21 protein-coding genes are annotated in these 19156 nt (G+C 61.1%); 4 read left to right on the top strand and 17 right to left on the bottom strand.

Annotation, left to right across the window (positions count from 1 at the left end):
- Window positions 1–17: 17 nt before the first annotated feature.
- The 3 genes from OC71_RS12385 to OC71_RS12375 form a co-directional block, all read right to left on the bottom strand.
- On the bottom strand, window positions 18–638 hold the full coding sequence (locus OC71_RS12385) for a 2-dehydro-3-deoxy-6-phosphogalactonate aldolase (RefSeq protein ID WP_041069252.1): 621 nt from the start codon (window positions 636–638) through the stop codon (window positions 18–20).
- A 19-nt stretch (window positions 639–657) separates the two neighbouring features.
- Window positions 658–1647 (bottom strand): 2-dehydro-3-deoxygalactonokinase, encoded by a 990-nt coding sequence (locus tag OC71_RS12380; RefSeq protein ID WP_041069249.1) that lies wholly within the window; start codon window positions 1645–1647, stop codon window positions 658–660.
- Between the two features lie 186 nt (window positions 1648–1833).
- A complete protein-coding gene (locus tag OC71_RS12375) occupies window positions 1834–2313 on the bottom strand; it encodes a GNAT family N-acetyltransferase (RefSeq protein ID WP_007961964.1) in 480 nt (159 codons plus the stop codon).
- Window positions 2314–2535: 222 nt separating this feature from the next.
- Between OC71_RS12375 and OC71_RS12370 the strand changes: the two genes are divergently transcribed.
- From OC71_RS12370 to OC71_RS12355, 4 genes are all read left to right on the top strand, one after another.
- Window positions 2536–3204 carry an HD domain-containing protein gene (locus tag OC71_RS12370; protein WP_041069246.1) on the top strand — a complete coding sequence of 223 codons (669 nt, stop codon included), beginning with the start codon at window positions 2536–2538 and terminating at the stop codon, window positions 3202–3204.
- 82 nt (window positions 3205–3286) lie between these two features.
- Entirely contained in the window at window positions 3287–3631 is a 345-nt protein-coding gene (locus OC71_RS12365) for a hypothetical protein (RefSeq protein WP_041069243.1), read from the top strand.
- A 44-nt stretch (window positions 3632–3675) separates the two neighbouring features.
- Entirely contained in the window at window positions 3676–3930 is a 255-nt protein-coding gene (locus tag OC71_RS12360; protein ID WP_007961959.1) for a hypothetical protein, read from the top strand.
- Between the two features lie 142 nt (window positions 3931–4072).
- A complete protein-coding gene (locus tag OC71_RS12355) occupies window positions 4073–4453 on the top strand; it encodes a Rho termination factor N-terminal domain-containing protein (RefSeq protein ID WP_041069240.1) in 381 nt (126 codons plus the stop codon).
- Window positions 4454–4577: 124 nt separating this feature from the next.
- On the opposite strand, the gene OC71_RS12350 is transcribed toward OC71_RS12355, so the two are convergent.
- The 14 genes from OC71_RS12350 to OC71_RS12285 form a co-directional block, all read right to left on the bottom strand.
- The gene (locus OC71_RS12350; RefSeq protein ID WP_041069237.1) at window positions 4578–5507 is read right to left on the bottom strand and encodes a PfkB family carbohydrate kinase; all 930 of its coding nucleotides are present in this window, start codon (window positions 5505–5507) and stop codon (window positions 4578–4580) included.
- On the bottom strand, window positions 5500–6966 hold the full coding sequence (locus tag OC71_RS12345; protein WP_041069234.1) for a cytosine permease: 1467 nt from the start codon (window positions 6964–6966) through the stop codon (window positions 5500–5502). The genes OC71_RS12350 and OC71_RS12345 overlap by 8 nt, the downstream gene beginning before the upstream one ends.
- Window positions 6967–7188: 222 nt before the next feature.
- Window positions 7189–8187, bottom strand: a complete 999-nt coding sequence (locus OC71_RS12340) for an ADP-ribosylglycohydrolase family protein (RefSeq protein WP_041069231.1) — start codon at window positions 8185–8187, stop codon at window positions 7189–7191.
- Window positions 8184–8897, bottom strand: a complete 714-nt coding sequence (locus tag OC71_RS12335) for a GntR family transcriptional regulator (RefSeq protein ID WP_041069228.1) — start codon at window positions 8895–8897, stop codon at window positions 8184–8186. The genes OC71_RS12340 and OC71_RS12335 overlap by 4 nt, the downstream gene beginning before the upstream one ends.
- Before the next feature lie 230 nt (window positions 8898–9127).
- Window positions 9128–10096 carry an L-arabinose ABC transporter permease AraH gene (araH, locus tag OC71_RS12330; RefSeq protein ID WP_041069807.1) on the bottom strand — a complete coding sequence of 323 codons (969 nt, stop codon included), beginning with the start codon at window positions 10094–10096 and terminating at the stop codon, window positions 9128–9130.
- A 12-nt stretch (window positions 10097–10108) separates the two neighbouring features.
- Complete coding sequence (araG, locus tag OC71_RS12325; protein ID WP_041069226.1) at window positions 10109–11653, bottom strand: L-arabinose ABC transporter ATP-binding protein AraG; 1545 nt, start codon at window positions 11651–11653, stop codon at window positions 10109–10111.
- 33 nt (window positions 11654–11686) lie between these two features.
- Window positions 11687–12691, bottom strand: a complete 1005-nt coding sequence (locus OC71_RS12320) for a substrate-binding domain-containing protein (protein WP_041069223.1) — start codon at window positions 12689–12691, stop codon at window positions 11687–11689.
- Window positions 12692–12969: 278 nt separating this feature from the next.
- Window positions 12970–13788 (bottom strand): SDR family oxidoreductase, encoded by an 819-nt coding sequence (locus tag OC71_RS12315; protein ID WP_041069220.1) that lies wholly within the window; start codon window positions 13786–13788, stop codon window positions 12970–12972.
- Window positions 13789–14058: 270 nt separating this feature from the next.
- The gene (locus tag OC71_RS12310; protein ID WP_041069217.1) at window positions 14059–14934 is read right to left on the bottom strand and encodes an SMP-30/gluconolactonase/LRE family protein; all 876 of its coding nucleotides are present in this window, start codon (window positions 14932–14934) and stop codon (window positions 14059–14061) included.
- Between the two features lie 46 nt (window positions 14935–14980).
- Window positions 14981–15697, bottom strand: coding sequence for a FadR/GntR family transcriptional regulator (locus OC71_RS12305; protein WP_041069214.1), 717 nt, complete (start codon window positions 15695–15697; stop codon window positions 14981–14983).
- A 122-nt stretch (window positions 15698–15819) separates the two neighbouring features.
- Complete coding sequence (locus tag OC71_RS12300) at window positions 15820–16380, bottom strand: DUF1285 domain-containing protein (RefSeq protein ID WP_041069211.1); 561 nt, start codon at window positions 16378–16380, stop codon at window positions 15820–15822.
- A gap of 15 nt (window positions 16381–16395) precedes the next feature.
- Complete coding sequence (locus tag OC71_RS12295; RefSeq protein ID WP_041069208.1) at window positions 16396–17001, bottom strand: DUF4823 domain-containing protein; 606 nt, start codon at window positions 16999–17001, stop codon at window positions 16396–16398.
- A 170-nt stretch (window positions 17002–17171) separates the two neighbouring features.
- On the bottom strand, window positions 17172–18140 hold the full coding sequence (locus OC71_RS12290) for a GTP 3',8-cyclase MoaA (RefSeq protein WP_041069205.1): 969 nt from the start codon (window positions 18138–18140) through the stop codon (window positions 17172–17174).
- Window positions 18141–18277: 137 nt separating this feature from the next.
- Window positions 18278–18916: a TetR/AcrR family transcriptional regulator gene (locus tag OC71_RS12285; RefSeq protein WP_007950805.1), complete on the bottom strand. Its 639-nt coding sequence runs from the start codon at window positions 18914–18916 to the stop codon at window positions 18278–18280.
- Window positions 18917–19156: the final 240 nt, after the last annotated feature.

Here is a 19156-nt window from a genome sequence, read left to right as displayed (position 1 = left end):
GCAGCGCCGGATAAATCTCAGCGAAGGGCCTTCCAGGCAGCCACGTAGGCCTTGGCGTTGGCCGCCACTTGTTCAACCGTCATGCCCGGTTTGAACAGTCCGGAACCGAGGCCGAAACCTTTCACGCCGGCGTCGATGAACGCTTGCATGTTGTCCGGGGTGATCCCGCCGACCGGCGCCAGCACCGTTCCGGAAGGCAACACCGCGAGCCACGCCTTGACCACCGCCGGGCCCATCTGCTCGGCCGGGAACAGCTTGAGAATGTCCGCGCCCTCCTCCAGCGCCGCGAAGGCTTCGGTCGGCGTGGCGACACCCGGCGACAGGTAAAGCCCCGCCGCTTTCGCTGCACGCAACACCTTGGCATCGCTGTGCGGCATGACGATCACCTGGCCGCCAGCCTCTTTCACCAGTTCGACCTGCTCCGGGGTCAGCACCGTACCGGCACCGATCAGGCAATCGGCGGGCAAGGTCTGACGCAGGATGCGGATACTTTCATACGGCGATGGGGAATTGAGCGGTACTTCGATGACGCGAAATCCGGCGGCATACAGGACTTCTCCGACAGCAGCGGCTTCCTGCGGATGCAGGCCACGCAGGATTGCGATCAGACCGTTTTGTGCCAATGCTTGCTTGAGCATGTCAGGCCTCCAGTCAGGGTTAACGGGATGAGGAATCGAGCAGCCCGGCGGCCAGAGCCAGTTGCCACAGGCCACGCTCGGTGGCCTGCTCGGCCAGCGTGACGCGAGCGAAACCGCAAGCCTCGAGGGCACGGCCGTAACGGGCGCAGAGTTGCGCGTTGCCAATAAGGATGATTGCGGGCAGATGCACGCTGTGGCGCCGACGCCGCTGCACCGCAGCAAGCGCCGCCAGTTCATGGCCGATCATCAGCCCGGACAGGTAATCCGCTTGCGCCGTCGGGGCCAGTTCGCCGGTCAGGCCCAAGGTGCGTGCACTGAATAATGTGGAGAGCACACCCAGTTCGCCGTCCGCCGACAGCGCCACTTGCACGCCACGGTCAAACGCCAGCCCATCGAATGCTGCACCCTGTTGCTGGGTACGCCCGAGAATGCTGTGTTCACTGAGCACGGCGAACACTTCGCCGGTCATGAACGTATCGAAATGCGTGATGCAGCCGTCGATCACTTCCACCCACTTGGAATGGCTGCCCGGCAGACCGATCAACAGATCGCCGCCCGCCTCGGCCGACAGATTCTGCAGTACGCCGAGGACTTGGGTTTCTTCACCGCGCATGACATTGGGCAGACGAGAGCGCTGGATCACGCCCGGCACTATATGCACCCGTGTGCCGCGCAGGCTGACCAGCGTTTGTAGGGAGTTTCCGAGATTGGCGACGTTTGCCGGCGTTTCGCAGTAGGCCGCCTCGCGCCAGCCCTGGGCGCTGCCCACCATGCCGCAGGCGATCACCGGCAGATCCGGCTGCGCATCAAGCCAGTCGCCACACGCCTCTTCGAAGGCCAATTCAAAACCGTCGGCGCATTCACCACCGTTGATGACTCGCGGCGTCTTCGGTAACTGCATGATTCCGGACGACAGCGCACGCTGCTCCAGCACCACTGCGCCCGCCGCGAGTTTGTAAGCACGTAATGAGGTCGTCCCCCAATCGAGCGCGATCAATTGCGCCTGCATCGCATCACCTGTTTTGTTTTTGGCAGTGAGTGCGACGGACTATAAACCTTGGCGAAGGAAAATCTCAATATATAAATATCATTCCCACATTGTGGGATTGAAGCAAAAAAGATCGCAGCCTTCGGCAGCTCCTACAAGGATCAGTGCAGGAGCTGCCGAAGGCTGCGATCTTTTCTTACAGGTTAACTACCCTTCGGCAAACTCACGCAACACCTTGCCATCCATGCGATAGCGCACCCACTCTTCCTGCGGCTGCGCACCAAGGGATTTGTAGAATTCGATGGCCGGGGTGTTCCAGTCCAGCACACTCCATTCGAAGCGGCCGCAGTCGTTGTCGCAGGCGATTTTCGCCAGATGCCGCAGCAGGGTTTTACCGGCACCGCCGCCGCGTTGTTCGGGGGTGATGTAGAGGTCTTCGAGGTACAGGCAATTGCTGCCGAGCCACGTCGAATAGCTGAAGAAGAACACCGCAAAACCGATCGGCACACCGTCACGCAGGCAGATCAGACCATGGGCCGTGGCGCCTTCACTGAACAGGCTGCGCTCGATATCGGTGACGCTGGCGATCACTTCGTGGCGGGCCTTTTCGAAATCTGCCAGTTCGGTGATGAAGGCGAGGATTTGCGGCGCATCGCTGGGGGTCGCCGGGCGGATTTCGATCGTCATGAACGGGCCTTGTCGGAAAAGGGAAAGCGCCATACTAAAGCCGTGGGCGGCGCTCGTCACATTCCATACCTGGTAGAGAACCTTGTGGTGAGGGGATTTATCCCCGATGGGGTGCGCAGCAGCCTTGAAAAAGGGGAGTGCTTTGCACTCCATCGGGGATAAATCCCCTCACCACAGAAGTATCATGGGCTTCAAAATTCAGGTAAGTCTGCAAGGATGTTCATGAACGCCACTGCTTTTGCGCCGCTCACCTCACTCGCCGCCGAGTTGCTGCCCCACGCTCTGGAGACCTCCGACGACGGTGCCCACGACCTCCCTCACTTGCAACGGGTCTGGCACACCGTGCGCACCTTGCAGGCCGAGGAAGGCGGCGACTTCGAAGTATTGCTCGCCGCCGTGCTGCTGCACGACTGCGTAGCTGTCGAAAAGAACTCGCCGCTGCGCTCGCAGGCCTCGCGCCTTGCCGCTGACAAAGCCGCCAACGTGTTGGCCGATCTGGATTGGCCCGAAAGCAAAATCGCCGCCGTCAGCCACGCCATCGAAGCCCACAGTTTTTCCGCCAACATCACCCCGCTGACCCTCGAAGCGAAACTGGTCCAGGACGCCGATCGGCTCGACTCGCTGGGCATGCTCGGCGTTGCCCGCACCTTCTACGTCGCCGGGCGCATGGGCAGTGCGTTGTATGACCCGCTGGACCCTGAAGCCAAGGAGCGCGACTACGACGACACACGCTTCTGCCTCGACCACTTTCAGACCAAGCTGCTGCACCTGGCCGACGGTTTCCAGACTGGCGCTGGTCAGCGTCTGGCGCAGATCCGCCATCAGCGTCTGAAGGGTTTCATGGAGCAGTTCAAGGAAGAGATCGGCATTGATGCCGCACTTCGCCAATAGACCGTTCGTCGATCATCAGGCACCAATCCGATTCAGGGGCAGACCAAACACAGGTAAGGATTCCAATCACTGGAGAAGCCCTATGATCCCGTCAAGGTTGACTGCCCTCGTTTTCGCCGCCCTGCTGAGCCCTGCGGTTTTCGCCGCTTCTACCACTGCAGCGGGCACCGGTCCTGCCGATCCGGTTCCATCACCGCGCGCCCCGGCCATTAACAGTGCCCCAGGCATGAACACCGATGGCTCCGGGGTTCCGTTGATCAACCAGCCACCTGCGACTGGCACCGACCCACGCACACAAGGCAGTGACCCCGGCCGCCAGGGTGGCATGAACACCCCCGACGCCCCCGCAACACCCGATAACGCCGGCCCCGGCATCGGCTCGAAAACCACCACCGGTGGCTCGGGTTCCGAAGGCAGCGGTCAGTAGTTCGCCGACGCGAGCGTCCTATTCACATCCATGAAGAGGTAACCATGAACGTCGATAAAAACCTGGAAAAAGAAGTCCTTACCCGCCTGCTGCACGCCCATCCGAGTGGATTGGGCAAAGAGGTGCTGGACAACTATCGCGGTGAGAAAGTCGTGGCCAGCGCCCTCGCCGCCCTGCAGGATCGCGGACTGATTCACCATGGTCATGTGACCTGCAACGAGGCCGGCGAACACTCGTTGAATCTGCCGATCAAGCTCAGTGCCGCGGGCGTTGAAGCGGCGAGAAAGCTGGATGTCTAGAAGCGGTGGTTGTGTGAACACATGATCTTTTAGGAGCTGCCGCTGGCGGCGATCTTTTGATCTTGCTTTTTAAAATCAAAAGATCGCAGCCTTCGGCAGCTCCTACACATGAAACCCATCTACTGGTGCAAGGAGAAATCCCATGCCTCGTGGAAGCAAAGACAAATACACCGCCGAGCAGAAGCGCAAGGCCGAACACATCGAAGACAGCTATGAGAAAAAAGGCGTGTCGAAGGATGCAGCCGAGGCGCGGGCCTGGGCGACGGTCAATAAACAGTCGGGCGGTGGCGAAAAGGCTGGCGGCTCCGGACGCAGGAAACCGGCGAGTGCCAAGTCCGAAGATCGCAAAGAATCATCGCGGCGAGCGGTGGCCAGTCGCGAGGGACATGCGCGCGACAGCAAGGCGTCGCGCGAGACGCAGACTGTGGACAGTCTGAGGAAAGAGGCGCGGGCGAAGGATATCGCCGGGCGGTCTTCGATGCGCAAGGATGAGTTGATTGCGGCGTTGCGCAAAGCCGGCTGATATTTGTTGTGAGGCTGATGGCCTTATCGCTGGCAAGCCAGCTCCCACAGTGACTCCGGGGTACACAAATTTGCGTTTCACCCTGTAAACCTGTGGGAGCTGGCTTGCCAGCGAAAGCGTCAGTTCAGCCGCCGCAGGACTCGCGGATAAACCCATCCACTTCAGCCGCCCCCGGCGCTGTCGCCGGCCCCCATCGCGTGACTGCCAAAGCCGCCGCCGCATTCGCCCGCCGCGCCGCCTCATGCGCATCCAAGCCCTGCGCCAACCCGGCGACAAACACCCCGGCATGCGCATCCCCCGCACCGTTGCTGTCGACCGCTTTCACGGCGAACCCCGGCACATGCCGACGTTCACCGGCCTGCTGAATCCAGCAACCCTGCGGCCCGTCGCGTACCACCAACAGCACGTCTTGCGGTAAGTGTTCGGCGAGTCGGTCCAGTGCCGCGCCAATGTCCGCAGCTCCGGTGAAGCGCAACGCCTCGACGCCGTTGCTGGTCCACACATCGATGCGCGGCAGCAGCGCTTGCATCAACGCCGAGTCCGGCGACTCGACCAGCGGGCCCGGATCGAACACCACGTTGATCGCGTCCGGCAGCGCCAGCGTCCAGTCCAGCAAAGCTTGCGCCTTGCCTGCATGCAGCAGGCTGTAGCCGCTCACATAAACGTAATCGCCCGCCTCGGCGGCCACGCTGTTCAAATCCTCCTCGGTCACCTCACCTTCAGCGCCGATGTAGGAAATGAAACTGCGCTCGGCCGACGCATCGGTCAGCGCCACGCAAATCCCGGTGTCGCGTTGCGCAGGCGTCGGGATGCCGATATGAATGCCTTCATCCTTCATCGCCTGACGCGCCAGATCACCGAAACGCCCACTGCCGTGGCGACCGAGATAAACCACCGGCAAACCATTGCGCACGGCAGCGGCCATCACGTTGAAACCGCCGCCGGCCTCGAACGCCGCAGACTGCGCCAGCACATCGCCGCCGATTTGCGGCAACCGATCCACGGCCATGACCAGGTCGATGATGACCTGGCCGGTGTGCAACATCTTAGGCATGAGCATTCTCGACTTGCGCGGCGCGGCGGTCTTTCGCCCCGCCGAGAACCAGGTAAATGCCACCGGCCACCACGAAGGTCACGATCCAGCCCAGACCGTTGTGCCCCAGCCACGAGTCAGACAGGAAGCCTTTGAACCAGACGTTCTCGGCGGTGGTGCCGATGGTGGTGAAACTGAAGCCGAGCACAATGGCAATCGCCCACGCGCCGAACGCGCGCCACTCGATGCCGCCGCTGTACCAGTAGGCGCTGCTCGGGCTGACGTCGAGCAGGTCTTTCGGGCTGTAGTAGTGACGGTGAATCAGGTCGACCACGAAGATCCCGACCCACGCGGTGATCGGTACCGCCAGCAGGGAAATGAAGGTGATGAACGGGCCGTAGAAGCTGTCGGCGATCAGCATGAAGTAGATCGAACCGGCGAAGATCGCCACGATGTCGACCACCACTGCGTAGACGCGTTTGACCTTGAGACCCAACGTCAGCGTGGTCAAACCGGCGGAGTACACCGAAAGGTTGTTCGACAGCAGCAGGCCGCCGAATGCGGTGATCAGGTACGGCACGGCCATCCACGTTGGCAGCATGTCGCGGATTGCCACGATCGGGTCAGTCGCCGACGCCAGGTCATTGTTGCCCACCGACAGCAGGCCGCCGAGGGTGATCAGCAGCACCAGCGGAATCCCCGCACCGAACGCCGCCGACGCCACCAGCCGGACAGCCTTGACGCTGCGGTGCTGATAGCGCGACATGTCCGCGCCGGCGTTGGCCCAGCCGATCCCGGTGCCGGCGGCCATGGTGCCGATGCCGATGATCATCGCGCTCAGCGGCGCTGGCGTGGCGTTGAACACGGCGCTCCAGTCGATGGTCGCGCAAAGGAAGCCGCCGACCAGAATGTTCAGCGCGCCGAACACGTAGGTCGCCCACTTCTGGATCACCAGCAACGTCGCGTGACCGAGACCGGAAACCGACAGGGTCAGCAACACGAAAATGGCGATGAAGAGCAGCGTCAGCACGGGCGCGCTTTTCGCTTCAACTGGTGAGCCGAACAGGATCGAGCACAGCGACAGCAACACAAATGCGGCGGTGGTGGTGTTGACGGTTTCCCAGCCCAGACGCGACATCAGCGAGACCAGGGTCGGGCCGATGTTACCGCGCACGCCGAAGATCGCCCGCGACAACGTCAAGCTCGGCGCACGGCCGCGGCGACCGGCAATCGAGATGATTCCCACCACCGCAAACGAACCGGCTGCACCGACAATCGCGACGATGATCGCCTGCCAGATTGCCAGCCCGCGAAACGCCACCAGCGTAGCGCCGAGCGGCAGTCCGAGAATGGAAATGTTGGCCGCAAACCAGACCCAGAACAGTTGCAGCGGATGGCCGTTGCACTCGGCTTCCGGCACCGGCTCGATACCCCGGGTTTCCAGCTGCCCGGCGCTTGGCCCGACGTTTGATGAACTCATGAACAGTGCTCCTGTTTGCCTTTATTGTGGTTGTGGCAATGACGCAAAACGACAAGACATCTGTGGCCTTCCCGGGCCTGTCTGTGCGATCCATTGCGGGTGAATAATTCATAAATGCGTCGCGCCTATCGCGGGCAAGCCCGCTCCCACAGGTTCAAAGTGAACCTTAAGATATGCACGATCCCTGTGGGAGCTGGCTTGCCAGCGAAGGCGTCAATTGAATCAACGCAAGGCCAACAGACCTTGCACCAACGGCTCAAGCTCCAGATGATTGACAGCCTTCACCGTCTTGATCATCTCGGCAGGCCAACTCTCAAGACCCAGGCAGGCCCCGAGCATGGCGCCGAGAATCGCCGCGATGGTGTCGGTGTCACCGCCCAGGCTGGCAGCCATGCACAACGCGTCGAACGCACTCATCTCGCCGACCGCCACTTGCTGCGCCAGGGCGAACGAGACCACCACCGATTCCTGCGAGGCTACCGACGTGCCGATCACGTCGTACAGCAGATCGGCCAGCAGCGCCTTGTCGCTATCGACGCTGATGGTTCGCGCCCAACTGATGCGCGAAGCGATGCGCCCGCCGGCCACCCAGTGCCCATGTGCCTCGGCCTGTTGCGCAATCTGCTGGCCAAGGTTCAATGCCTCGCCCAGATCCATGCCGTTGATCCCGGCCGAGACCACCGCCGCCACCGCCGCCGCGCTGGAAATCCCCAACGTGGTGTTGTGGGTAACCTGACAGGCCTGCACCACGGCTGCGATGAAACGCTCGGGATCAGCGACGTCTGCGGCGATGCCCACCGGGGTGATGCGCATCGCCGCGCCGTTGGTGGTGCCATAACGCCCGGCCTCCTCCGGCGAGTGGCCGGCGAGGATCATTTCAATGGCGCGTTTGGTCGATGGGCCGAGCAGGTCCTGCGAACCCTTGGCTTGCATCTCGGCTTCCCACTCGATCAGCCGTTGGGCGAGCACGGCCGGCTCGATCCGGCCCTTGCCCTCGAGCAGCAACTCGCCGACCAGAATCGCCTGTTCGGTGTCGTCGGTGATCGAGCCTTTGGGCATGTTGGCGGCGATCGGTTGCAGAGGACCGGCATCCTGCAGATCAGTAATCCGGCCGAAGCGGGCCTTGATCGTTTCGCGGTTCAGCGATTGCGTCGGCATGCCCAACGCGTCACCGAGAGCCAGGCCATAAAACGCACCGAGGGCACGGTTGAGCGCGGTCATTTCGATTCTCCAAATTGCAGGTGCAGGCGGAAATGCACCGGGTCGAGCAGGCTTTCGACCTGTTCCATGAAACGGTTCTGTCGGTCGTAGGTGGTGCGCAGGGCCTTGAGGAACACGGTTCCCACCGGGCGCCCGAGCAGTTCGGCGTCCTCGGCATTCAGCGGTTCGGCGCCGATCCATTGATCGCCGCGTTCGCCGATGTAGCCGTAGGCCGCGAGGGTAATGGTCAACGAGTTGTCGATCAGACCGACACGCGGCAGGCTTTCCAGGCCGCCGGTGGCCGGCATCAAAGAGCGTTCGAGGGACACCAGGGTGCCGTCGTTGGAGCGGCGACGGCGGTCGAGGGTGATGAATTGCTCGGTGCCGAACCGCGAGAGCAGATCGGGCCGGGTCACGGCTTCCAGGCGCAGCACTTCGGTGTTGATCAGCGCCCCGCTGTCGGCCAGCGCCTGCGCCCAGCCGCTGCGCTGATCGAGCGCTACACCGTCGAACGTGACAATGGAGCCGACCCCGCTTTGCGTGGCGATGTAATTGCGCCGCTTCAGCTCGGCCAGCGCCTCGCGCAACGTGCCACGGCTGACGTTGAATTCCTGCGCCAACTGATGCTCGCCGGGCAACAGAAAGCCGTCCTCCATGAGGCCGCTTTCGATGCGCCGGACGAGCTCGTCGACCACCCGTTGTTTCTTGTCAAATCGTACCTGTCTAATCATGTACAAAGTGATACCTGAAACGGTTGCGAGCGGGCAAGAAGTTTTTAGCGGTTCGGACAGAAGGAATGCATACCTGTGGCGAGGGAGCTTGCTCCCGCTGGGCTGCAGAGCTGCCCCAAATCCGGTGACAGCGGTGAGTCTGACACACCGCACTGTCCGGGTTTGCGACTGCTGCGCAGCCGCGCGGGAGCAAGCTCCCTCGCCACAAAATTATGCTTCGACAGATGGAATCAGCGTTGTTTGAGGCGGTCGATGACCACGGCCAGCAACAGAATCGAACCGCGAATCACATACTGATAAAACGTGTCGATGTTCTTCAGGTTCATCGCATTTTCGATGATCGCCAGAATCAGCACCCCGGCAATCACATGCCGGATCATGCCGATTCCGCCGCTCAACGACACGCCGCCGAGCACACACGCCGAAATTACGGTCAACTCGAAACCCTGGCCAATCATCGGCTGCCCGGAGGTCATGCGCGACGCCAGAATCACCCCGGCCAGCGCACCGATCACGCCGTGCACGGCGAAAATGATGATCTTGGTCCGGTCAACGTTGACCCCGGCGAGCAACGCCGCTTCCTGGTTGCCGCCGATGGCCATGGTGTTGCGCCCGTAGGTGGTGTAGTTCAGCAGCCAGCCGAAGAACAGGAAGCAGACGATGGTGATCAGAATCGGCACCGGCACGCCGAACAACTGGCCGTTGCCGAAGACGAAGAACGATTCCTGCGACACGCCCACCGCTTTGCCGTTGGCAAAAATGTAGGCCAGGCCGCGGACGATCTGCATCGTCGCCAGCGTGGTGATCAACGCGTTGACCCGCAACTTGGCGATCACGATGCCGTTGATCAGCCCGACCATCAGGCCCATCACCAGCGCCGCGCTGACGCCGAGGAACACGCTGTTGGTGTCGCGCATCACCACCGCCGCAACGACCCCGGCGCAGGCGATTACCGAGCCCACCGACAGGTCGAAGTGCCCCGACGCCAGGCAATACAGCATGGTGCACGCGGCAATGCCGGTAGTGGAAATCGCCAGGCCCAACCCGCGCATGTTCAATGGCGAGAGGAAGTTGTCGATCAGCAGCGTGCAGGCGACGAAGATGCCGATGGCCGCCAGCAGCATGACCCAGTCGTCGAGGAAGCGCCGCAGGTCCAACGGTTTGCGGGGAGTCGGCAGCGCCTTGTTTTGGATGGTCATCATAGTCACCTCTCAGTTCGCCACGCCGTCAGCGCGATGGCGCGGCAAAGCCAGTTGCAGCAGGTTGGATTCATTGGCCTGGTCGCGGCTGACTTCGCCGCGCAGCGCGCCTTCGCAGAGCACCAGAATGCGGTCGGAAATGCCCATCACCTCCATGAGGTCGCTGGACACCACGATCACCGAAATGCCGTCGGCGGCCAGGTTATGGATGATCTGGTAGATCTCGGCCTTGGCGCCGATGTCGATGCCGCGAGTCGGCTCGTCGAGCAGCAGAACCTTCATCGGCATTGACAGCCAGCGACCGAGAATGGCCTTCTGCTGATTGCCGCCGGACAGGAATTTGATCTGCTGACCGGCGTGCGGGGTTTTGACTTTCAGCGCCTTGATCTGCTTGTCGGCGTTGCCCTTCTCCCACAGCCCGCGCAGCAGGCAGCCGAGGCTGGCATTGGCGCCGCGCGCGCTGATGTTGATGTTCTCGGCAACGCTGGCCAGCGGAATGATCCCTTCTTTTTTCCGGTCCTCGGGGCACAGCAGGATCCCGGCGGCAATCGCGTCACGCGGTGAGCGCAATTTCAGTTCATGCCCGCGTAATTCCAGGCGTCCGGCGGTGTTGCGCTCAAGCCCGCTGAGCAGCCGGAACAATTCCGTGCGCCCGGCCCCGACCAGACCGAACAGCCCGAGAATCTCGCCCTTGTGCGCCTCGAAACTCACCGGTTCACGCAGCCCCGGGCCGAGCAGACCGTCGACCTTCAACGCCACCGCGCCGCGTGGACGGCTGCGGTAATCGTAGATGTCCTGAATGTCGCGCCCGACCATGCAGGTCACCAGTTGATCGTGGGTCAACTGGCTCATGTCATCGAAGGTGCGCACGTAACGGCCATCCTTGAACACCGTCACCGCGTCGCAAATGCGGAACACTTCTTCCATGCGATGCGAGACGTAAAGCACCACTTTGCCCTCATCGCGCAGGCGGCTGATGATCGCCATCAGACGGTCGATTTCGCGCGCCGAGAGGCTGCTGGTCGGCTCATCGAAGGCGATCACATGCGCGCCACGGGACAGCGCCTTGGCGATTTCCACCAGTTGCCGCTGGCCGAGCGACAGGCGCCCGACCTTGGTCTGCGGATCAATTTCATCGGCCAGGCCCTTGAGGCAGGCCAGGGCATTCTGGCGCAGCAGGCCGCGATTGATCAGGCCGAAACTGGCCGGCAGATGACCGAGAAACAGGTTCTCGGCCACGCTCATTTCCGGCACCAGATGCAGCTCCTGGTGAATCACCGCGACGCCGCTGCCGATGCTGTCGGCGGTCGACTTGAACGCCATGGTCTGCTCGCCGATCTGCAACTCGCCGCTGCTGGGAATGTAGGCGCCGCCAAGGATTTTCAGCAGGGTCGATTTGCCGGCGCCGTTCTCGCCCATCAAGGCGTGCACCTGCCCCGGGTGGGCGACGAAGCTGATCGCGTCCAACGCCTTGACCCCGGGGAAGGTCTTGCCGATCCCGTTGAAGCGCAGGCTGCCGCCGGCGCTGCTTGCATGTGTCTGTACTTGCGCGTGCATCTGAGTCACCTCTTCACACCGATCGAGCAGCCATCAGTTCCACAGGCCGATTTTTTCCAGCTCTTGCTTGAAGTTCTCGCGGGTGATCAGGGTGACGTCATCCATCGCCGTGTACTTCGGCGGTTCTTTGCCGGTGGTGACCCACTCGTACATCATCTCGGCGGTCTTGTAGCCTTCGATGTGCGGGCTTGGCAGCATCGAACCGAAGAAACCGCTGTTGGGCTTTTTCAGCTCGCCGATGGCGTCGGTGCCATTGATGCCGATACCAATCACGTTGGCCGCAGCGAACCCGGCGGCTTCGGTGGCGCGCACGCCGCCGAGCACGGTGTTGTCGTTCATGCCGCCGATGATCAGGTTCTTCGCTGCGCTGGGCAGCTTGACCAGCGCCGAGTTGGTGGCGTCCATGCTGCCGGGTACATCGAGGGTTTTCAGCGCGGCGGTCAGGATGTGGTCTTTCGGCAGGCCGGCGTCTTCAAGCGCCTTCATCGAACCGTCGGTGCGCTTCTTGCCGGTGTCGAGCTCGTTGTAGGTGTTGACCACCGCGTAGGTGTCTTTCCAGTCCCAGTTGCGTTTCTTCGCTTCGGCGACCATCGCGTTGCCCTGCTTCTGGCCGACTTCGAACGCGGCCATGCCGAGGTATGGCACGTCTTCCATGAACTTGCCGCTGGCGTCGACAAAACGGTCGTCGACGGCGATCACTTTCAGATCATTGAGTTTGGCTTTGGCCATGATCGCCGGGCCGAGCGAGACGTCCGGCGGGCAGATCACGAAGCCTTTGGCGCCGTTCGCCGCAAGGCTGTCGATGGCCGAGAGGGTTTTCTCGCCGTCCGGCACGGCGATCTTGATCAGTTCGAAGCCTTTGTCCTTGGCGGCTTTTTCAGCGAAGGCCCATTCGGTCTGGAACCATGGCTCTTCAGCCTGCTTGACCAGGAAACCGATTTTCACGGCGTCGGCAGCGAGCAGCGTACTGCTCAGACTGAACGCGGTGACCGCCAGCGCGGCACTGCACAGGGTACGAATCCCGAAACGACATTTCATAAGCTGACTCCTTGTTATTTTTCTTGAGCAAATTAAACAGCTTTTGGCGAGGGAGCTTGCTCCCGCTGGGCTGCGAAGCGGCCCTAAAACCGGTTACCTCGGTCAATCAAACACACCGCGCAGCCCGAATTTACGACTGCTGCGCAGCCGAGCGGGAGCGAGCTCCCTCGCCACAGGTGTGGTGGCGTGACACGTACTGCTGCAAAGCCTGTTGAAAATAGTCATATCGTATGATGATTGGATTTCACGCGGAGTTCACCGCCTGAAACCCGATCCACTCAGTCGTGGTACATCACCGAGCGCCCACCATCGATGGTGATACAGGCGGCATTGATAAACGGTGCTTCATCACTGGCCAGAAACACCGCGGTCATGGCCACTTCAATCGGCTGGCCGATACGTTTCGGCGGGTGCAGATCGAAGGCGCGCTGACGCTCGGCGTGGGGATCGGCAAAGCCGTTCCAGTAATCGACGTTGAGTTGCGTCTCGATGTAGCCCGGCGCGATAGCGTTGACCCGAACGCCCTTCGCCGCGTACTCGATACCCAGCGCCCGGGTCAGGCCGAGCAGGCCGTGCTTGGCCACCGGGTACGGGAAGCAACCGGGAATGATGTGGGAGGAATGGGTCGAAGCGATGTTGATGATGCTGCCGACACCTTGCTCGATCATCTGCGGCAGCACGGCTTTGCAACCGTACCAGGCGCCGTCCAGATCGATGGCGAAGCAACGACGCCAGTCTTCTTCGGTCATTTGCAGCGGGTCGCGGAACACGTTGACCCCGGCGCAGTTGACCAGCACGTCGATGCGTCCGTGCCGCTCAACCGCCAGTCTGGCCATGGCATGCAGGTCTTGCTGGCGCGAGACGTCAGCCTTGATCGCCTGCACGTCAGCGCCCTGCTCGCGCCAGTGCGCGGCAACCTTCTCGACCTTCTCTGCCTGAATGTCGCTGATCACCAGCCTGGCCTGCTGTGAGGCGAAGGTGGCGACGATGGCTTCGCCGATGCCTTGAGCGGCGCCGGTCAGCAGCACCACTTTGTCTTTCAGACGCTCACCCTTCGGCGGCGCAGGCACCGGCGGCAAGGAAAGAGGTTCAGCCATGGATCAGAACTCCTGTTCGTCGACACAAAAAAACCGGGCATCTGACGATGTCCGGTCTGGAAGACTGTGAAAACGAAACAGGCAGGCGCGGCGAGCGACGCCGGGCCGTTGCGAGACGCTGACTCCGTTGGGGAGTGCGATAGAGGTTCGCTGCATCACTTCACCTGTTTTGTTCTTTTTAAGTGTGAGTGCGTGTTACTGCTGGAGCCGACTATAAACCCGACTGCCAAATAATCTCAATATATAATTTTGCATCCCATATTTTGGGATTTAGCCAGCGAAGCGTGTGCAGAGTTTGCCCGGTACATCGACCCGCATCGACAACAGCGCGCCATCCAATGGATGGTTGTGCGGACTCTGGGCGCTGGTGATGTAGAGGGTTTTCAGGTCTTCGCCGCCGAATACGCAACTGGTCGGTCGGCTGACGGGCAGGTCGATTTTGCGCTCGACCTTGCCTTCCGGGCTCAGGCGCAGCAGACAACTGCCATCCCAGCGGGCGTTCCACACGTAGCCTTCGGCGTCCATTGCCGAACCGTCCGGGCCGCCGTTCTGGTCAGGACCGTACCAGCGTTTGGCGACATCGAGATTGCCATCGGTGTGAATGAAATAGCGATTGAGCGCCCCGTCCAGGCTGTCGCCGAATAGCAGCGTGGTGCCGTCGTCGCTCCACAGCAAGGTGTTGGGAATCCCCAAGCCACGCAACAACGGTGTGACGCGCTGGTCGGGATCAATGCGGAACAGGCCACCGGAACGACGCTCGACCGGCAGGTCTTCGCCGTTGTCGCCGATGTTGTTCTGCATGGTGCCGAGCCACAATCGGCCTTGGGCGTCGCAGCGTGCTTCGTTGGGTCGATTGCCGGGTTGCGGGTCGGCAATGCAGAACAGCGTAAGGCGTGGTTCGAGGCCCGGGGAATCGAGATCCAGTCGATACACGCCGCTGCTCAATGTCACCAACGCGTCGCCACTGGCACAGGGGATGAACGCGGAAACGTGCTCGGGCATCCGCCAGATCTGCACGTTGTTGCCGATCAGCCGCAGCGCCTGCTGGCCGGCGATATCGACCCAGTACAGCGCCTGGGTGGGGGCGTCCCAGAACGGGCCTTCTCCGAGTCTGGCGCGGTGTTGGGTTACGGCGGTCCAGCTCATGGCAACTCCTTGGTTCTTGTGGTTTTTATGGTAGGGATTTGTGTTGTCAGCTGGCTTTTTTGTCGGCCATCACCTGCGGGTAAAAGCGCTTGATTGCCAGGTCGGCATTGTCGATCAAGGTCATGCAGGCCCACACCCCGCGCGCCGCATCGCGGGCGACGATGGCGTCGGCCATGTCCTTGTGGATTGGCAATGTGCGACGCAGTTCATCGGGGTCAGCGGCGGAGACTTCAAACGACACCGCGAGCAAAGCGCCGAGGGCCGGGACCATTTGCTCAATGAACTGGTTATGGCTGGCCGCCAGAATGCACTCGTGGAACACCTGGTCGGCACGGTTGTAATCAATGCCGCTGTCGACCGCCCGTTCCAGCGCGTTGTAGGCCAATTGCACCGCATGAATCTGCTCCAGGCTGGCGCGCTCGCAGGCCCAGCGCACGGCCATCGGTTCGATGGTGCGACGCAGATCGAGCAGGTCATCGACAAAGTTTTCCGGCAAGCCGTTGCGTGACAGCCAGCCGACGACTTGCGGATCAAACAGGTTCCAGCGCCGCACTGGCAACACGCGGGTGCCGACTTTCGGCCCGACCTCAAGCATGCCTTTGGCGACGAGGGTCTTGATCGCTTCGCGAATCACCGTGCGGCTGACGCCGAGTTGCTCGCCCAGATCGGCCTCGACCTTGATCGTCTGCCCCGGCTTTACCTGGCCAGCGGCAATCCAGCTGCCCAGCCAATCGACCGTTGATGCATGAAAGCTGCTGGACATGAAAACCTCAAAGCGCTTGGCGATGGGTGTCCACGCTAATGATCATATGATTAGCCGTCAATCGAGATTTTAAGGTGATTCTCAAAACCAATGGGGGAGCTCGCTCCCACAGGGATTTTTGTTTAAGGCTCGAGGCCGATGCGGAAGAATTCGCCGCCACTCCATACGCCCAACCAGCGCTGCCCGTCGATTTCGCGACTGACCGCCAGTTCCACCAGTTGGTAAAACACATTGCGGTGAATCAGCGCTTCGAGGTTGGTGCGCACGTGCACGTAAGGCGCGGGCTCTTGAGTCACCGGGTCGATCTCGACGCGGATCGGATGTTCCGGCCCGGCCTCGGCGGTCTCCTCGACGTTGGTGGTGAAGCGCAGCAACTGCGCTTCACCCTCGCCTTCAACCTCCACGGCAATCGCCACAAACGGCGCGTCGTCGACTTTGATCCCGACCTTTTCCACCGGGGTAATCAGGAAGTAATCATCGCCGTCGCGGCGGATGATGGTGGAGAACAGCTTGACCATCGGCTTGCGCCCGATCGGCGTGCCCAGGTAATACCAGGTGCCGTCGCGGGCGATGCGCATATCGATGTCGCCGCAGAAGTCCGGGTTCCACAAGTGCACCGGCGGCAGGCCTTTGGTTTTGGGGATCTGTCCCAACAGGTCATTGGCTTTTTGCGGTCCACTCATGGCGTACTCCTTGGTTTATTGGTCGCCGACTCCCAGCAGGCTGCGCGCGTATTGCGCCAGCGGCGGGCCGATCAGGTCTTCCGGCTTGTTATCGTGGAACGTCAGTAAACCGCCACGACTCTTGATCCGTGCAGTATCAATCAAATACTGGGTGCTGGTCTCGATCAACATGATCTGAATCACCCCGCCGTCGATGCCGAGGCGATCCACGGCTTCCTGATCGAGCCACTCGTCGGAGTTGCCGATGCGGTCGTCAGCCTTGGCGAAGCGGGTATACAGCAGGTAGTGAGCACCGGCATCGCGAGCTTCGCCCAATGCCTGATCGAGGCCTTCCGGGGCTCGCGCACGGCGGACCATCGGGAAGTATTCGACAAAACCTTTGAACGCTTCTTCGGCCACAACGTTCGGGCGCGGATAGGAGCCCCCCGGCGGCGCGAATGAACCCTGGGCGATGTAGATGAACGAGTCCGGCTGAATGCGGAAGTTGTTCACCCGACGGCTGTCGCTGTGATCCAGCAGCCCCGCGTCGCTCATCTGATAGCGAGTGCCTTCGGCCATATCGCTGACAGTCATACAGCCGCCAAGCGCCAAAACGGCCAGCAGCAAAACCAGGCTACGCATCCTCATCCTCCAGAAGCCGGTGACGGAAAACCGGCGAATGGCCGTTGGATGCAGCTTTTGCGCCAGCTCAGGAAAATCGTTGATTGTAAGATCGTATTCGCGAGCAAGCTCGCTCCCACAGGAGAATGCATTCGAAATGTGGGAGCGAGCTTGCTCGCGAAAGCGGTTGTTCAGCCGCCGATAATCTTCATAACGGTCGCGCCACCGGAGAACGCCACTTCCTGCTTGTCGCCCAGCGCCTTGACCAGCAAGCGCTGCAACGCTGGTAATGCCTGATGACGCGGCTTGTCGAGCAGATCGCCGACATAGTGGCGGTTGCTCGACGACAGGCAGCCGTGCAGCCATCCCGTCGAAGACAGACGCAAGCGCGAACAGGTTCGGCAGAACGGCACGCTTTCGTTGGCAATCACGCCGAAATGGCCCAGCCCCGGGATCGCATAACGCACGGCCGTTGCATCGACTGGCGCATCGGCTTGCGCGTACTCGTAACGCTCGCCAATCAGGCTCAGCAACTGCTGCAGGCTGACGAACTGTTGCAGGAAGGCATTGGAGTCAGTGGCGAGGTGGCCCATGCGCATCAACTCGATGAAACGCAGCTCGTAGCCACGTTCCAGACAGTAATCGAGCAGCGGCATCACCTGATCCAGGTTCTGCCCGCGCAACGGCACCATGTTGACCTTGATCTTCATCCCCGCCGCTTTCGCCTGGTCCATGCCATCGAGCACGGTCGCCAGATCGCCGCCACGGGCGATACTGCGGAACGCGCCGGCATCCAGGGTATCGAGGGATACGTTGATCCGGCGCAGACCTGCGTCCACCAGCAGCGGCAGCTTCTTCGCCAGGAGTTGACCGTTGGTGGTCAGGCTGATGTCTTCCAGGCCCATCTTGCCGACGGCACTCATGAAAGATTCGAGTTTGGGGCTGACCAGCGGCTCGCCACCGGTGATGCGCAGGCGCTCGATGCCGGCGGCTTCGATCAGATACGCCACGCCGCGGGCCATGGCCTCGGCCGACAGCTCATCCTGCGCAGCCACCAACCGCTTGCCGTTGGGCACGCAGTAGGTACAGGCGTAATTGCAGGCTGAAGTCAGGCTGATGCGCAAATTGCGAAAACGCCTGCCTTGTCGGTCAACGATCATGATCACTCCGGCGATAGAATTTCGAGCCGCTAAAACTTGACTCACAAATCAAGTTTTAGCAAGCCCTATGCCTGAGTATATTCCTGCGGTACTGCGTCATGTAGCGAAATCATGGCGCAATAAGGCCGCTGAATGATTCAACTGCTCGGGGTTTCCGGATCGCGCTTGCGCTTGTTGCCCATACGCACGCCGATGTCCATCAGGAACTGGAAGAAACCTTCCTGATCTTCGAGCACGTTGCTCCAGAACGGCGAGTGATACAGCGCAACCGCGCCGTGCACCAGCGCCCAGGACGCGCAGTAGTGGAAGTACGGTGGCACGTCTTCGAGCTTGCCTTCGCTGATCCGGCCCTTGATGAGCAAGGTCAGGCGTTCGAAGTTCGAGGCACGGATCTTGTGCAGTTCCTCGACCATTTCCGGTACCTGATTGCCTTTCACCACCTTCTCTTCGAGACGGTCGAACAGGCGATAGCGCTGAGGGTCGCGCATACGGAATTCGAAGTAGGCACGGGACAGCGCTTCCTTGTCCTTGTCGACATCGGCCGAATGCAGCAGCTCGTTCAAATCGCGCTCGTAATCGAGCATCAGCCGCAGATAGATCTCGGCCTTGGATTTGAAGTGCTTGTAGATCGTGCCTTTGCCGATACCCACGGCATCAGCAATCATCTCGACGGTGACACTGTCTTCACCTTGTTCGAGGAACAGCTTGAGCGCGGTATCGAGAATTTCTTGCTCGCGGCGACGAAACTCACGGACCTTACGAGGTTCTTTGTGCATAAGAAAAGGTCTGTAGGGGTCAAAATTCGAAGCCGCGTATTATGCCTAACTTGCACAAAAATGCACGGATCATCCGACCATATCTGTGTTTCTTGTTCATTTTGCGAACGCTGAGGCGGCAATGAGAACTCAACTGAAGCGCACGTATTCCAAATTTGTTTAAAAACCCCGACCGCTCAACTGGACTGAACGCCAGACTGATCAATACTTGAACTGTCGGGCGGCATCTCCCCCAAGTGC

It is taken from the genome of Pseudomonas sp. W15Feb9B (genome assembly GCF_000828175.1).
Classification (GTDB): Bacteria; Pseudomonadota; Gammaproteobacteria; order Pseudomonadales; family Pseudomonadaceae; genus Aquipseudomonas; species Aquipseudomonas parakoreensis.
Note: the sequence above shows the minus strand (reverse complement) of the source record. Positions and strands in the feature narration are given on the sequence as shown.